Annotated in this window: 12 protein-coding genes; 9 read left to right on the top strand and 3 right to left on the bottom strand. The window is 63.8% G+C overall.

From position 1 onward, the window contains the following. Positions 1 to 30: 30 nt before the first annotated feature. Both V3H56_RS13120 and V3H56_RS13125 read right to left on the bottom strand, forming a co-directional pair. Entirely contained in the window at positions 31 to 834 is an 804-nt protein-coding gene (locus V3H56_RS13120) for a putative hydro-lyase (protein ID WP_338474725.1), read from the bottom strand. An 86-nt stretch (positions 835 to 920) separates the two neighbouring features. Further along, positions 921 to 1,862: a LysR family transcriptional regulator gene (locus V3H56_RS13125; protein WP_047739308.1), complete on the bottom strand. Its 942-nt coding sequence runs from the start codon at positions 1,860 to 1,862 to the stop codon at positions 921 to 923. 251 nt (positions 1,863 to 2,113) lie between these two features. Here V3H56_RS13125 and V3H56_RS13130 point away from each other — a divergent pair, with 251 nt between their 5' ends. The 5 genes from V3H56_RS13130 to V3H56_RS13150 all read left to right on the top strand — a co-directional run bounded on the left by V3H56_RS13130 (position 2,114) and on the right by V3H56_RS13150 (position 8,096). Then, entirely contained in the window at positions 2,114 to 3,355 is a 1,242-nt protein-coding gene (locus V3H56_RS13130; protein ID WP_047739307.1) for an OprD family porin, read from the top strand. Between the two features lie 174 nt (positions 3,356 to 3,529). Continuing rightward, positions 3,530 to 4,606, top strand: coding sequence for a nucleoside hydrolase (locus V3H56_RS13135; RefSeq protein WP_042730981.1), 1,077 nt, complete (start codon positions 3,530 to 3,532; stop codon positions 4,604 to 4,606). 342 nt (positions 4,607 to 4,948) lie between these two features. Then, positions 4,949 to 6,391, top strand: a complete 1,443-nt coding sequence (locus V3H56_RS13140) for a coniferyl aldehyde dehydrogenase (RefSeq protein WP_338474726.1) — start codon at positions 4,949 to 4,951, stop codon at positions 6,389 to 6,391. An 18-nt stretch (positions 6,392 to 6,409) separates the two neighbouring features. Next, positions 6,410 to 7,351, top strand: a complete 942-nt coding sequence (locus V3H56_RS13145) for an alpha/beta hydrolase (RefSeq protein ID WP_338474727.1) — start codon at positions 6,410 to 6,412, stop codon at positions 7,349 to 7,351. 91 nt (positions 7,352 to 7,442) lie between these two features. Beyond that, a complete protein-coding gene (locus V3H56_RS13150; protein WP_080922114.1) occupies positions 7,443 to 8,096 on the top strand; it encodes a TetR/AcrR family transcriptional regulator in 654 nt (217 codons plus the stop codon). A 16-nt stretch (positions 8,097 to 8,112) separates the two neighbouring features. Here the strand turns inward: V3H56_RS13150 and V3H56_RS13155 are convergent, their stop codons facing one another. After that, positions 8,113 to 9,942 carry a sigma 54-interacting transcriptional regulator gene (locus tag V3H56_RS13155; RefSeq protein ID WP_338474728.1) on the bottom strand — a complete coding sequence of 610 codons (1,830 nt, stop codon included), beginning with the start codon at positions 9,940 to 9,942 and terminating at the stop codon, positions 8,113 to 8,115. A 276-nt stretch (positions 9,943 to 10,218) separates the two neighbouring features. Between V3H56_RS13155 and V3H56_RS13160 the strand changes: the two genes are divergently transcribed. The 4 genes from V3H56_RS13160 (at position 10,219) to V3H56_RS13175 (ending at position 15,286) form a co-directional block, all read left to right on the top strand. Next, positions 10,219 to 10,986 carry a coniferyl-alcohol dehydrogenase gene (locus V3H56_RS13160; protein WP_042730978.1) on the top strand — a complete coding sequence of 256 codons (768 nt, stop codon included), beginning with the start codon at positions 10,219 to 10,221 and terminating at the stop codon, positions 10,984 to 10,986. Positions 10,987 to 11,091: 105 nt separating this feature from the next. Continuing rightward, entirely contained in the window at positions 11,092 to 12,738 is a 1,647-nt protein-coding gene (locus tag V3H56_RS13165) for a DUF1302 domain-containing protein (RefSeq protein WP_042730977.1), read from the top strand. Positions 12,739 to 12,756: 18 nt separating this feature from the next. Then, complete coding sequence (locus V3H56_RS13170; protein WP_042730976.1) at positions 12,757 to 14,118, top strand: DUF1329 domain-containing protein; 1,362 nt, start codon at positions 12,757 to 12,759, stop codon at positions 14,116 to 14,118. A gap of 85 nt (positions 14,119 to 14,203) precedes the next feature. Continuing rightward, positions 14,204 to 15,286, top strand: coding sequence for a YCF48-related protein (locus tag V3H56_RS13175; protein WP_338474729.1), 1,083 nt, complete (start codon positions 14,204 to 14,206; stop codon positions 15,284 to 15,286). Positions 15,287 to 15,319 lie beyond the last annotated feature (33 nt).

Raw genomic sequence — 15,319 nt, forward strand, 5'->3', positions numbered from 1 at the left:
CCTGTCAGGTGAGTGCGGCCTTTTAGACGCTTACAAATCGCGGTTCCACAAATCGGTCACCAGCATGCAGCCAGGCGCATGGGTGATGCACAACGGTGGGCGCGACGCCTGGACCACCGACTGGGGTGTCACGCCACAGGCCCAGAACACCGGGATCTCGTCCGCTTCGACCGGCACGGCATCGCCATAGTCCGGTGCGTCGAGGGCGTGGATGCCGATCAGCGACGGGTCGCCGATGTGCACCGGGGCACCGTGGACATTGGGCATGCGTCCAGTGATCTGGATCGCCTGGATCGCCGCGGCAGCTTTCATCGGGCGCATGGTCACGACCATTTTGCCAGAGAGGCGGGCGGTGGGACGGGTGTCGATGTTGGTGCGGAACATCGCGATGTTGCGCCCCAGGTCAATGTGCCTGAGGTAGATGCCGGCTTCGAGCAACGGTTGTTCGAACGAGAATGAGCAGCCCAGGGCGAAGGCGACAAGGTCATCCTGCCAAACGTGTTCGATGTCCAGCGGCTCTTCGCTCAGTTCGCCGTGGCGATAGACCCGGTAGCGGGGCACCTCATGGCGGATATCGATGGCGGCGCCGAGGTTGCGAAAGAACGGATCACCCGGCTCTGTCACGTCGAGCACCGGGCAGGCCTGTCGATTGAGGGTGCAGTAGCGCAGGAACTCGGTGGCCCAATCACCGGGCAGTATCACGATGTTGGCTTGTACCCGACCCTGGCCCAGGCCACTGGTATGGCCTTGGTATCGGCCGGCGGCAATGCTCTGGCGCAGGGCGAGCGGGTCGTACTGGCGCAGTTGTTCGAAGGACGGGGCGGGTTGACTCATCGCGGTATCTCCAAGGGATGGGTGGCCCATTTTTTAGAGGGGCCGGGCGATGACGTCCAACAAGGAATAGTGGTACCCACAGACAACTAAACGTTATGACCGGCCAGGCCCGGTGCCGCGACCATGCGTTGCGGGCCGACATCGATAGCGTACTGACTGACAACCTGGCGACTCATCTGGACGATATTCTCGATCAGTTCCAACCCCACCCCGGCGCGCCAGGACGCCACCACGTCAAGCTGGGGCAGAGCCGTGCCGGGTTCCAGGGTGATCAATTCACCGCTGGCCAGCGGTTTGGCCACCAGGGCCGCGGGCAAGGCACCGATGCCGAAGCCGTCGCGAATCAGCCGGGTCATGGCCGACACCGAGTTGACGCAACTGACCCGCGGCGCGCCAACGCCATGGGCATACAACAGGTTGAGCACATCCTGGTGCGGCCGCGACTGCTTGACGAACGTGATGATGCGCTCGCTGGCCATCTCCAATAGCGAGGCATAGGGCCGAGCGTAGATCGAGTGGCTGGCGGCCACCCAGTGCATGGGGTAGTGCGCGAGTTCGAGGTTGCGCACGCTTTCGTGGCGGACCAGGTCGGTCTGGAACACGATGTCCAGGTAACCCTTTTGCAGTTGCTCGCAGAGGTTGCGCGCGGCATCGGCGGTTATTTCGATTTCGACGGCGGGAAAGGCCTGCATCAGCATCGACATCAACGGACTGAGCCAGGTATGGATCACTGTGTCCATCACGCCGATGCGCACCAGGCCTTGCTGAGGGCTGCGGGTGTCCAGCGATTGCTTCAAGGCGCGCTGGACCTCCAGCATCTGCTCGGCGTAGTCGAGTACCTTCAAGCCTTCGGGCGTCAGCGACACCCCTCGCGAGTCACGCACGAACAGGCGCAGCCCCAGCTCTTCTTCCAATGAGGCGATCCGGCTGGAGATCGCCGCCTGGGTGCTGAACATTTTCTCGGCGGTGAGGCTGAAGCTTTGCAGCCGGGCGACCCAGACGAAGGTTTCGAGGAATTTGAGGTTCATGAAGGCTCTCTTGGTACTTGTCGTTCTTATGGTTGCAATTGTTACTCCAGAACCGCTTGATCAGGGCATCAAATTTTCTTATGTCCGATGCGGCTTTTTTCCCGTTTGACGCTCCCAGAGCGCGGCGCAAAGAATCCGCTCCACGACGCAGGCTACTGCGTCCGTTTCCCAGCACAGCGCCTTCACAATAAAAACATCGGACGCAAACGACGCCCCGAGCGGGTTCGTTCGTGCCCGCAAAAGGAGCACCCATGCGACAGTTCACCTCCCTCACGTGGATCTATAAGCCCGTCGGTACACTGCTGGGCTTGAGCCTGGCCGGAGCGCCAAGCGCCCACGCGGATTTCATCGCCGACAGCAAAGGCAGCCTGGAAGCGCGCAACTATTACTTCAACCGCGACTTCCGCCAGACAGGGGCGCGGGACAAGGCCGAAGAATGGGCGCAGGGCTTCTTGCTGCGCCTGGAGTCGGGCTACACCGCAGGTACCGTGGGGTTTGGCCTGGACGCCCTGGGCATGGCGGGTTTCAAACTGGACTCCGGCGGCGGCACGGCGGGCACCAATCTGTTGCCTGCGGATTTGTCCGGCGGTTCTCAAGACCGTTATGGCGAACTGGGCCTGACTGCCAAGGTGCGCGTGTCCAACAGCACCCTGAAGGTGGGGACCTTGCAGATCAAGGACCCGGTGGTGAGCTCCAACGACACGCGCCTGCTGCCAGCAACCTTCAAGGGGGGACTGGCCAGCGTGCAGGAAATCGACCGGTTGAAGCTGACGGGCGGGCAGTTTACGCAGATCAATGTCGTCGACTCCACCGATTACCAGGACATGAGTGCCAACCGCATCGGCGGCAACAGCGACAAATTCCAGTTTGCCGGGGCGGATTATCAATTCTTGCCGAACCTGACGGCGCAGTACCGCTATGGCAAGTTGCAGGACATCTACCAGCAAAACTACCTGGGGTTCGTGCATACCCTGGACCTGGGGGCGGGCCAGTCCCTCAAGAGTGATGTGCGTTATTCGCGCAGTACCGAAGATGGCAACTTCCGCAACCTCGACAACCAGGCCTTTGGCGCGCTGTTCACCTATGGCTTCGCCGGGCATGCACTGGGCCTGGGCTACCAGCGCATGAGCGGCGACGACCCGTTCCCCTACATCAGTCGCAGTGACCCGTACCTAGTCAACTTCGTGCAGATCGGCGACTTCGCCAACATCGACGAGCGTTCGTGGCAGGCCCGCTATGACTACAACTTTGCATCGCTGGGCGTACCGGGCCTGACCTTCATGACCCGCTACATTTCCGGCGACAACGTACAGCGCGCCGCACCCGGCGAAGGCAAGGAGTGGGAGCGCAACACCGACATTGCTTATGTCGTGCAAGACGGGACATTGAAGGGGCTGGGGTTCAAATGGCGCAACGCATCGGTGCGCTCGAACTTCGGCAACGACCTGGATGAAAACCGCCTGATCGTCAGCTACACGATGACGCTCTGGTAAGTCGGGTCGCTCGTTGCGTGGTGAGGACGCCGGTGCCTCGCCACGTTGGCTGTCGCCCCAGGCAATCCACGCCATTAAGCGTTCGCTTTTTTCGGGAGGTGCTACTTTTAACTCGATGCCAGCATTTGCTGGCACATCAGGATGATCCCATCCATTGCCAGGAGGCCTGCCAACATGTCGGTACAACCCCTCACACACGTGCTCGTCGATACTGATGTCGACTTCGACGACTACCTGGCCATCGGCTATTTGCTCAAGCACCACGCGGTCAAGGTCGAAGGCATCACCGTCACCGGTGTGGGTGCCGTGCACCTGAGCCATGGCGTGGCGAACATCAGCCACTTCCTCACGCTGTTCGAAGACCCTGAAGTCGAGCGGATCCCCGTGGTCGCCGGCTTCCAGCGGCCCATGGTCTACAGCAACACCTTTCCATTCGAAACCCGCCAGGCGGCGGACCAGCATTACGACGCTCGGTTTCCCCGGGCGAACCCCAACCCCACGAGAACGGATGCGGTGGCCTTTCTCAGGGAAACCCTGGAGAACGCCAAGCAACCCTTTACCGTGCTGATGATCGGCGGCGGCACGACCTGGGGGCATTTGTTTTTGCAGGCCAGGACAGACAGGACGCTGCGAGACCTGCTGGCCAGCAAGGTCGAGCGCATCGTCATGATGGGTGGCAACCTGCTGCCGGAGTACGTCCAGCCCGGTGCCGGAGGGAACATCATCGATACCCTGGGCGACACGCCGTACTACACCAACAAAGTCGCCGAGTGGAACATTTTCGTTGACCCACTCGGCGCGCAATACGTCTTTGGCGGCGGGAACCGGGTGCAATTGGTTGCGCTGAACGCCTGCAACCAGATCCCCATCAGCCAGGATTTCGTCGCCCAGCTTTCGCGCATCCAAAACCCGGTCGCGCAGTTCCTCACCCAGGTCCTGCAAAGCTCGACCATCGCCCCCGGCATCGGCAAGTACCTGTACTTCTGGGATCCGCTGGCGGCCGTCGCGGTCACCGATCCGCGGTTCGTGCAGTTCAAGCGGTATGGGCTGAAGGTGGAGCAGGAACTGAACGAGGAGCAGGACACGAGCGGCAAGTTGATCCCCGACAGCGTCAGCCCGCCCGTCGACGTCGCCTTGGCGACAGCGCCCGGGTTCGTGCTTGCGTTGTACCTGCAGACGCTTGCGGGGCGGTCGTTGGAAGCCACGGCTGAGCAGCAGGACCAGGCGCCGGTGTTTCCCTCGCAGCATTAGTGGGCTGCCATCCCGGCGAGGCCTCGTTGGCTTCGCTGGGTCATCATCTATGATTAATGTAATTAATCATTTATCAAGAGCTTGCGTATTGCGCCGCTGTCCACAACCCATCCGGATGGCTTCTTGCTTGCTGCGGCCACTGAACCGCGCGGCTATCCCTTCCAGCCATTAGCCTTCGTTTTATGGGGTTAAAGGCCTCATGTCGCTTTTTTAAAGTTAGGAAACTTAATGGTTTCCTTTGTCTGGTTTTTTGTCATACTCGCCCGGCGAGGCAGCAGAGGTGGCTGTCTTGCCGGGCATTTAGTACTGACTCATAACAATTAACCAGCAGGAAGATACGCCATGAGCATCCTCGGTCACCACGATACGGCCGTCAGCGCCGAACAACTCGCTGCGGCGCTCGCCCGAATGAAACGTGCCCATCTGGATGAGGGGCCGCCCAGCCTGGCGCTGCGCCGTGATCGACTTGACCGGGCGATCGCCTTGTTGCTGGACCACCGCGAAGCCATCGTCGCGGCGGTGTCGGCGGACTTTGGCCACCGCAGTCGCGAACAGACGCTGCTGACCGATATCGCAGGCTCCGTGGCAAGCCTCAAGCATTGCCGGGAGCACCTGGCCGAGTGGGCGCAATCCGAACCCCATCCGGCGCCGTTCCCGGGTTGCGAGGCACGGGTCGAGTATCAGCCGCTGGGCGTGGTGGGGGTGATCAGCCCGTGGAATTTCCCTGTCGTGTTGGCGTTCGGCCCGCTGGCCAGCATCTTCGCCGCCGGTAACCGGGCCATGCTCAAGCCGTCCGAGCTGACGCCGCGCACCTCGGCGCTGTTGGCCGAGTTGATCGCCCGTTACTTCGATGAACACGAGCTGACCACGGTGCTGGGTGGGGCCGAGGTCGGCGCATTGTTCAGTGCGCAGCCGTTCGATCACCTGATTTTTACCGGCGGCACGTCGGTGGCGCGGCACATCATGCGCGCCGCCTCGGACAATCTCGTGCCGGTGACCCTGGAGTTGGGCGGCAAGTCGCCGGTGCTGGTCTCGCGCAGTGCCGACCTGGCGACCGTGGTCCAGCGGGTGATGACGGTGAAAACCCTGAACGCCGGCCAGATCTGCCTGGCGCCAGACTACGTGCTGCTGCCGCAAGAGTGGCTGGAAGACTTCGCCGTCGAGGCCATCCGCTTCGTCGCCCAGATGTACCCGACGCTGCGCGACAACCCGGACTACACCTCCATCATCAACCCGCGCAATTTCGGCCGCCTGCAAGGCTACCTGGTCGATGCCCATGCCAAGGGCGCGCGGCTGATCGAGATCAACCCGGAGCAGGAAGACCTGAACGATCGCGAGATCCGCAAGATCGCCCCGACCCTGGTGCTCAACCCCAACGAGCACATGCAGGTGATGCGCGAGGAGATTTTCGGCCCGCTGTTGCCGATCAAGACCTACCAGGATTTCGCCACGGCGATCGACTACGTCAACGGGCAACCCCGGCCCCTGGCGGCCTATTACTTTGGCGAGGACGCCAGCGAGCGCCAGCAGGTGCTGCAACGCACGACCTCCGGTGGCGTGGTGATCAACGACGTCATGAGCCATGTGCTGTTCGAGGCGTTGCCGTTCGGCGGCGTGGGGCACGCCGGCATGGGGGCTTATCACGGTGCCCATGGTTTCCGCACGTTCAGCCATGCCAAGGCAGTGGTGGTGCAAAGCCCGGTGGGTGAATCCAACCTGGCGATGCGCGCGCCGTATGGGCCGATGGTCCACGGCCTGCTGGATCAATTGTTGACGGCCCACTGAGCCGCCGGGAGCCTGATCATGACGTTGCCTCAAACCCTCAAGGCCAAGCTGTTGCGCGCCTTTGCCAAGCGCATGAAAGGCAAGTTCGTCTACGACTCGGCGCAGTACCCGCTGCGTGCGGTCGAGGCGCGGTTCATCCCGACGTCCTGGGGACCGGCGCGGGCGTTGTTCTACTGGCCGGCGACTTCGGACGGGGCGCGCTTGCCGGTGTACCTGAACCTGCACGGCGGCGGTTTCGTCGCTGGCGTGCCGGAGCATGACGACAGCTATTGTCGGCGTCTGGCGCACAATCTGGGTTGCCTGGTGGTCAACCTGGACTACGTCCTGGCGCCCGAGCATCCATTTCCCGCGGGCTTGCGACAGAGCTTCGCGGTGCTTGAATGGTTGGCCGGGCAATCGGCAAGCCTGGGCATCGACCCCCAACGCATGGCCGTCGGTGGGCACAGCGCCGGCGGCAACCTGGCCACCGGGGTGGCCAACCTGGCACGGGGGCATCAGCGGCTGCGGGTGGTGCACCAGGTGATTGACTATGCGGTCCTGGACCTGCTCCAGGACCCCGGCCTGAAGCGTTCGAGCCTCGACAAACCCTTGCTCGGTGCCGGGCTGGTGCGCTTTTTCAATGGCTGTTACCTGAGCGATCCCGATCAGGCGCGCGACCCGTTGGTGTCGCCGTTGCTGGCGAGCGTCGAGGCATTGCGGGGCATGCCCGCGACCACGCTGATCACGGCCGAACATGACATCCTGCGCGCCGAAGGCGAGGCCTATGCCGAGAAATTGCGCCAGGCCGGTGTGGCAGTCAACGCGCGGATGTTCGCAGGCTGCGATCACATGTTCACCCACCTCGGCCCGGAGGCTTCAGCGCAGGAGGCCTGGGGGGTTATCGAAACTGCGCTGGGCGAGGCGTTTCGCGCAGCGGCGATGGCGCGGGAGGGTAGCGCTGGCGAGGGGGCCGTTGTTTGAGGGAGGGGCGCGAGCACGCGCCCTCGCCACAGGTTAGGTGCCCGATTTAACCTGTGGCAGACTCACCCGCTGCCACTCACCAGGACCCACCATGCCCGCAACCCCCTCGCAACCCGTCAAGCCCGTTCGCGGTCGTCCGCCGGTCCGCAGCCGTGAAGAGCAGATGAGCTTGTTGCTGGACGCCGCGGCGCAGATACTCGGCAGCGGTCATTTTGCCAACGTCACCATGGACGCCATTGCCCGTGCTGCCGGCATTTCGAAGAAAACCCTGTACCAACTGGTGGCGAGCAAGGAGCAACTGCTCTCGAAGTTGGTTGCGCGGGACCTGTCGACCCTTGAGCTGCTGCTGGAAAGTGGCATCGACAGCGCCGAGGATCTGCTCAGCGAGCTGCGCATGTACCTGACGTTATGGGCACGGTTGACGCTGTCGCCGCTGGCGCTGGGGCTTTACCTGATGGCCGCCCAGGGGCGCGAGCATGCGCCGGGGATTGCGCAAATCTGGTACCAGGAAGGGGCCGAGCGTTGCCTGGGCCTGTTGCGGGGTTGGCTGGGCAAGGCTGCGGGCAAGGGCTTGCTGGCGCAGCAGGATGTCGAGCCGGCCATCGAGTTGATCGACGCACTGCTGATTTCGCAGCCGCTCAAGCTGTTCACCCTGGGCGTGCAACAAAGCTGGTCCGACGAGCAGATCGACCAACGGGTCGACGTGGCGCTTGGCATGTTCGGGCGTTGCTTCATCCCGCAATAAAGGGCCCTCGCCACGTTTAGTCACTGGCTGGGCGCCGCGACAATCGATAGGACAACTGTGCCCGAGTCAGGCCCAGGCGGCGGGCCGCTTCGGAGACGTTGCCTTTCACTTCGCTCAGGCAACGGTCGATCATCGCGTCCTCGACTTCCTGCAGCGACAGCCGGCTCAAATCCTTGCCGCCGAACAGTTGCTGGAGGGCTTCATCGTCGCTCCGGATCGGTGCGGCGGGAGCCTGAGGCGGCGCCGCTTGAGCGTTCGGTGCAGCCGCGAGTTGGCCGCGGGTGCCGATGGAGAACATCGGCAGAGCCAGGCGTTCGCCGCTGGTGAACAGGTGCGACAGGTCGATGGCGCCGCCGTCCGGGGCGCTGATCACGCCGCGCTCCACCAGGTTCTGCAATTCGCGGATGTTGCCCGGAAAATCGTAGGCCAGCAGGGTGTCTGCGGTGCGCGGGGTGAAGCCGCTGATCTGACGGCCATGGCGCTGGGTGAAGCGATGCAGGAAATGGGTCATCAGCAGCGGGATGTCCTCCTTGCGTTCGCGCAGCGGCGGCAAGTGGATGGGGAACACGTTCAGTCGAAAGAACAAGTCCTCGCGGAACTCGCCACGCTGTGCCGCGGCGCGCAGGTCGACATTGGTCGCGGCAACCACCCGCACATCGACCTTGAGGGTGCGACTGCCGCCCACCCGTTCGACTTCACCTTCCTGCAAGGCGCGCAGCAGTTTGCCCTGGGCCACCAAACTGAGGGTGGCGATCTCGTCCAGGAACAGCGTGCCGCCATTGGCGCGCTCGAAGCGGCCGGCGCGCGATTGGGTGGCGCCGGTGTAGGCGCCGCGCTCGACGCCGAACAGCTCCGACTCCATCAGGTTTTCTGGGATGGCCGCACAGTTGATGGCCACGAAGGGCTCGTCGTGGCGCGGGCTGATGCGGTGCAGCATCCGCGCGAACATTTCCTTGCCAACACCGGACTCACCGGTGAACAGCACCGTCGCCTGGGTCGGCGCCACCCGACGCAGCATGTGGCAGGCCGCGTTGAAGGCTGAGGAAATACCGACCATGTCGCTGTCCTGGGCCGGTGTCGGGTCCGCCAGCAGGCGAGCGGGCAGGGCACCTTTATCGCCCCGGCCCTGGGGCGCCGCGCTGCGTCCGCCGGTGCTGACGAAGGGTTCGGCGTTCAGGTCGGCCAGGTCCTCTTCGGCGTCGTCCCATTCTTCGGCGGGCTTGCCCACCAGCCGGCAGATGCTCGATCCGGTGGAACGGCATTCGACCTCCCGATAGAGAATCAGCCGTCCAACCATCGCCGATGTATAGCCGATGGCGTAGCCGGTCTGCATCCAACAGGCCGGTTCGGTGCCGATGCCGTATTGGGCGATGTGTTCGTCGTCTTCGCTGGAGTGATGCCAGAGGAACTCGCCGTAGTAGGTGCCCAGGTTCATGTCGAATTCGAAATGCACCGGCTCGACCTTCACCGCGCCCTCGATGGCATGGATGATCGGGCCAGCGGCGAACAGCGCCAGGATGTCTGCTTCGGGGAAGCGCTCCTTGATCAGCGCCGCGTCCCGGGCACCGCAATGGTAGCCGGTACGCAGCATGATGCCCCGGGCGCGGGCCAGGCCCATGCTTTCGATCAGTTCGCGGCGCAAGGCACCCACGCCACTGTTGTGCATCAGCAGCATCCGCGCGCCGTTCAGCCAGATGCGTCCGTCGCCGGGGCTGAACATCAGGCATTCGGTCAGATCCTGCAGCGTCGGCGCGGCGCCGGGCGGCAACTGTTCACTGGCGCCGCGCGCTGGTTGCTTTTGCGTGCCCCGGGACAGTTCGGCCAGGGAGATCAGCTTATCTGCCATCGCAATTCCCTAATTCGATTAATCATATTGCGCATAGTGCAGCACGAAATTGCTGAAATCATCACTTTTCTAACGTCCTCATCCCTGCCCACCTGAGCCTTGATCCTTCTGAATTGCCTGGATGCCGCGTGCTTGAGCGGTCGGCGGTCGTTTGTCAGGAGATGGCATATCGCTTGCTACAACTAGTTACCGAGATTAACTAATTCGGCACAATAACAACATGGCTTGGCTGCCTCCGCCCGTACGGGCAGCACAAGCACGAATCGGGAACCTGCTATGAAGTTGACCAACAAGACGATCGTGGTGACCGGCGTTTCCTCGGGCATCGGCGCTGAAACGGCCCGAACCCTGCGTGCTCACGGAGCGAGCGTCATCGGCATGGATCGCAATGCGCCCAACCTGAGCCTGGACCAGTTCATCCAGGCCGACCTCAGCCATCCGGATGCGATCGACGCTGCCGTGCAGTCACTGCCGGCGTCCCTCGATGGGCTCTGCAACATCGCCGGGGTTCCGGGCACCGCCGACCCGCAGTTGGTCGCCCAGGTCAATTACCTCGGGGTGCGGCACCTGTGCGCCGCGCTGCTGCCGCGCATCCGGGCCGGCGGCAGCATCGTCAACGTCGCATCGATCCTGGGGGCGCAATGGCCGCAGCGGCTGGCGCTGCACAAGACCCTGGCCGCCATCGATGGCTTTGCCCAGGCCCAGGCCTGGCTGGACCAGCATCCGGTGCCGCAAGACAGTTGCTACCAGTATTTCAAAGAGGCGCTGATCGTCTGGAGCTATCAGCAGGCCCAGCCGTGGTTCTTGCAAACCTCGGTGCGCATGAACTGCGTGGCGCCGGGCCCGGTGTTCACGCCCATCCTCGGCGACTTCGTCAGCATGCTCGGCCAAGCGCGCGTCGAGGCGGATGCCCATCGCATGAAGCGGCCGGCCTACGCCGATGAGGTGGCGGCTGCCATCGCGTTTCTGTGTGCCGATGAGTCTCGCTGGATCAACGGCATCAACCTGCCGGTCGATGGCGGCCTGGCGTCCACTTACATCTGAGGGAGAACGCTACCCCGCGCATTTTCGTGTAACCCGCTGCCGCTCGTGTCCCGGGCGACCCGCGTACAGAACAGGCTTCCCACAACAAGAACAATGAGGAACACCATGCACAATTCTCGATGCTATCCGGGCTTTACACGCAACGCTCTGGCCCTGTCGGTGTGTCTGGCCGGTTGGGCCACTCAGTCCCAGGCTGCGCAAATCGACCTCGGTGACAGTGACTGGCGCCTGCGCTGGGACAACACCATCAAGTACAGCCAGGCCTGGCGCTTGCAAGGTGCCGACGACCACCTGACCAATGCGTCGACGGCAGGCGGCCTGTACCCCTCGATCCAGGGCCAGGGCGACAGGAATTTCAGCCGGGGCCTGGTTTCCAACCGCCTGGACCTGTTCAGTGAAATGGACCTGAGCCGGCAGAACTACGGCCTGCGCATCAGCGGCGCGGCCTGGTACGACGATGTCTACAACAAGGACACCGACGACAGCGCCAATCCGCATTTCCTCGACGACACCCGTGAGCTGCACGGGCGTGACGCCGAACTGCTGGACGCCTTCGTGTTTCTGCGCGGCGACGTGGGAGACACCAGCCAGGGCACGGTGCGCCTGGGCCGGCACAGCCTGATCTACGGCGAGAGCCTGTTCTACGGCAGCAACGGCATCGCCGCGGCCCAAGGGCCCACCGACGTGGTCAAGTTGCTCAGCGTGCCGGGGACGCAGTTCAAGGAAATCCTGCGCCCGGTCAATCAAGTGTCCGGGCAATTGCAGATCAACCCACAATTGTCCGTCGGCGCCTACTACCAGTTCGAGTGGGAACGCTCCAACGTCCCGGGTGCGGGCAGTTACCTGAGCGACAACGATGGCATCGGCAAGGGCGCGGGTGACTGGACCGAGGTGTTCGGCAACACCACCGTGCACGCTTCGGACATCGAGGCCAGGAACTCGGGGCAGGGCGGCATGCAGTTGCGCTTCAAGCCTGAAGGCACCGAGCTGGAGCTGGGCTTCTACGCCGCCAAGTACCACGACAAGACGCCGAGTGCGCTGTACGCCTACCTCGACGGCGCCGCGGCGGCGGCCACCGGATTGCCGATCCTCAATGCCTATCGCCAGGTCTACGCCGAAGACATCAAGACCGTCGGCGCCAGTTTCTCCACGGCCTACGGCCCGTTCAACTTCGCCGGTGAAACGTCGGTGCGCTGGGACGCGCCGCTGGTCAGCAATCTGCAGGTGGTGACCCCGGGCACCGCGGCGGACAACAGCGGTGACGCGCTCTACGCCAAGGGCAAGACCGCCCACGTCAACCTGTCGACGATCTACTTGCTGTCGCCCGGCACGTTCTGGGACGGCGGCTCGGTGCTCGCCGAACTGGCCTGGAACCGCACCCTCAGCGTGACGGACAACCGCGCTGCCCTGGACCCCAACACCACCCGCGACGCCACCGCGCTGCGGGTGCTGGCCGAGCCGGCGTACTTCCAGGTGGCCGACGGCCTCGATTTGAGCGTGCCGGTGGGGTTTGGCGTCGGGCTGGACGGGCGTTCGTCGGCCGTCAGCAAAGGCGGTTTCGGCAACTCCCATGCCGGTGACTGGAGTGTCGGCGTCAAGGCCACGTACCTGCAGCGCTGGGACTTTGGCATCAACTACGTGAACTTCTTCGGCAAGGCCGCGGCGGGTCTGCGCGAAGACGGCAACTTCAGCTATGCGCAATCGCTGGCGGACCGCGACTTCGTTTCCATGTACGTGAAAACCACATTCTAATAAGAGGTTTCATCCGCTATGCAAAGCAAAATTTCCTTGCGTATTTCGGCCCTGGCCATTGCCTTGCTCAGTGCCGGCCTGGTGCAGGCGGCGGTGTCCCCCGAGCAGGCCGCGCGGCTCAACAGTGACCTCACGCCCATGGGCGCCGAGCGTGCAGGCAACAAGGACGGCAGCATTCCGGCGTGGACCGGGGGCTACACCACCGTGCCGGCAGGCTACAAGAACGGCGACAAGCGTGCCGACCCCTTCGCCGCCGACAAGCCACTGTTCTCGGTCACCGCCGCCAACATGGCGCAGTACGCCGACCAGTTGGCCGATGGCACGAAAGCCTTGCTGCAGAAGTATCCGGGCTACCGGCTCGATGTCTATCCGACCCACCGCAGTGCCGCCGCGCCGCAGTGGGTGTACGACAACACGCTGAAGAACGCGACCCGTGCCAGCCTTGAAGTGGAGACCGAAAAAGTCAGCGGCGCCTATGGCGGGATTCCTTTCCCATTGCCGCAGAACGGCGCCGAGGTGCTGTGGAACTACCGCCTGTCCTGGCAGGGCGCCGACACGTTCTACTCGCCGTTCGACACCTGGCTGATGACCGCGGGCGGCAAGAAGATCCAGGCCACCCGGGCGCGGTTCTGGTACCAGAATCCCTACTATTTCAAGGAAGGCAGCCTGGAGACCTTCGGGAGCAAGTTCCTGATCGGCAAACTGGCGACGGAACTGCCGTCCTCCAAGGCCGGCGAAGGCCTGATGACCCATTGGGACATGGACCCGGGCAAGCGTGCCGCCTGGCAGTACCTGGTTGGCCAGCGTCGGGTACGGCGGGCGCCGAACATCGCCTACGACACCCCGGACTTCGTCACCTCGGGCGTCGGTTTCTTCGATGAGGCGTTCATGGTCTTCGGCCCTACCGACCGACACGACCTGAAGCTGGTGGGCAAGAAAGAGCTGCTGGTGCCCTACAACAACAACCGTGCGGCGGCGGCGAAAAGCGACGACCTGGTCAAGCCGAACTTCCTCAACCCGGACCTGGTGCGCTGGGAGAAACACCGGGTCTGGGTGGTGAGTGCCACGCTCAAGGACGGCAAGCGCCACGTGGTGCCCAAGCGCACCTACTACGTGGATGAGGATTCCTGGCAGGTGCTGCTGGTCGACGGTTACGACGCCCAGGGCAAATTGGGCCGCCACAACTACTCGCTGACCTTGCTGGCACCGGAAATGCCGGCGCTGACGGCCCAGATGTCGTGGGGCAGCTACAACCTGGAAACCGGGGCCTACTTCCTCAACTCGTCGGCCAACGACCTGAACGTGCAGTACCAGAGCTATCCGCGTCCACCAGCGGCGTTCTTCACCCCGGACGCCATGGCCAACGACAGCAGCCGCTGAGCCTTGGGGCAGGGCGCCGAGGCTGCGGCTTCGGCGCTCGCGGGCGGGCAGTTGGATCACTCTTCTTGGGCGGTTGGAGCGGACAATGATCGGTAAATTTTCACTCACGCGCACGCTGCCGGCGGCCCTGCTGCTGGCGGTCATGCTGATGCCGGGCTGGGCGATGGCGACTCCACGGGTTGCGTTGCTCGACCAGGCGGCGCTGCAAAGTGCCAAGGCAGCCCATTCGGTGTTGCTGGCGGTGACCCGGGCCGGTGAACGGTTGGTGGCGGTCGGCGAGCGCGGCATCGTGTTGCTGTCGGATGACTCCGGCGTGAGCTGGCGCCAGGCAAAGGTGCCGGTCAGCGTCAGTCTTACGGCGGTGCAGTTTGTGGATGCGCAGGAAGGTTGGGCCGTGGGCCACATGGGTGTGATCCTGCACAGCACCGACGGCGGCGAATCGTGGACCAAGCAACTGGACGGCGTCGCCGCCGCGCAGTTGGCCCTGGCCCAGGCTCGCGAAGGGGATGATCCCAAGGCGTTGAAAGATGCCGAGCGGCTGGTGGCCGACGGGCCGGACAAGCCTTTTCTCGACCTGTACTTCAGTGACCGGCGCACCGGCTACGCGGTCGGCGCCTATGGCCTGATCCTGCACACCCGTGACGGCGGCAGTCACTGGCAGCCGTGGATGCGGCAGGTGGAAAACCCCGAGGACCTCAACCTGTACGGCATTGGTGCGGCGGGGAGTGCGCTGTTCATCGTCGGCGAGCGCGGGTTGCTGCTGCGTTCACAGGACAACGGGCACAGCTTTCAGGCACTGGAATCGCCCTATGAGGGCAGCTTCTTCGGCCTGCAAGGCAGTTCGACGGGAGAGGTGGTGGCCTTCGGTTTGCGTGGCAACGCCTATTGGTCGGGGGACCAAGGCGGCCGCTGGCAACCGATCGACACCGACCTGGAAGTGGCCCTGTCCGCCGCCACCCGATTGGCGGATGGCACTTGGGTCCTGGCCAGCCAGGCCGGCGACGTGCTGCTCAGTCTTGACCCGGGACGTCACTTTCGACGTTCACCGGCCCCGGCCGCGACCTCCATCGCTGGCGTGGTGGCGGCACCGGACGGCAGCCTGGTGTGCGTCGGCCTGAACGGTCCGACCCGCCTCGACCATGTCCTTTTTTCTTCGGCGCAACGTTGAGCAACTCGCCAGCGCGCACTGTACCCGCGCCCC

Origin of the sequence: Pseudomonas sp. MS646 (assembly GCF_036693845.1) — a bacterium.
Classification (GTDB): Bacteria; Pseudomonadota; Gammaproteobacteria; order Pseudomonadales; family Pseudomonadaceae; genus Aquipseudomonas; species Aquipseudomonas chlororaphis_E.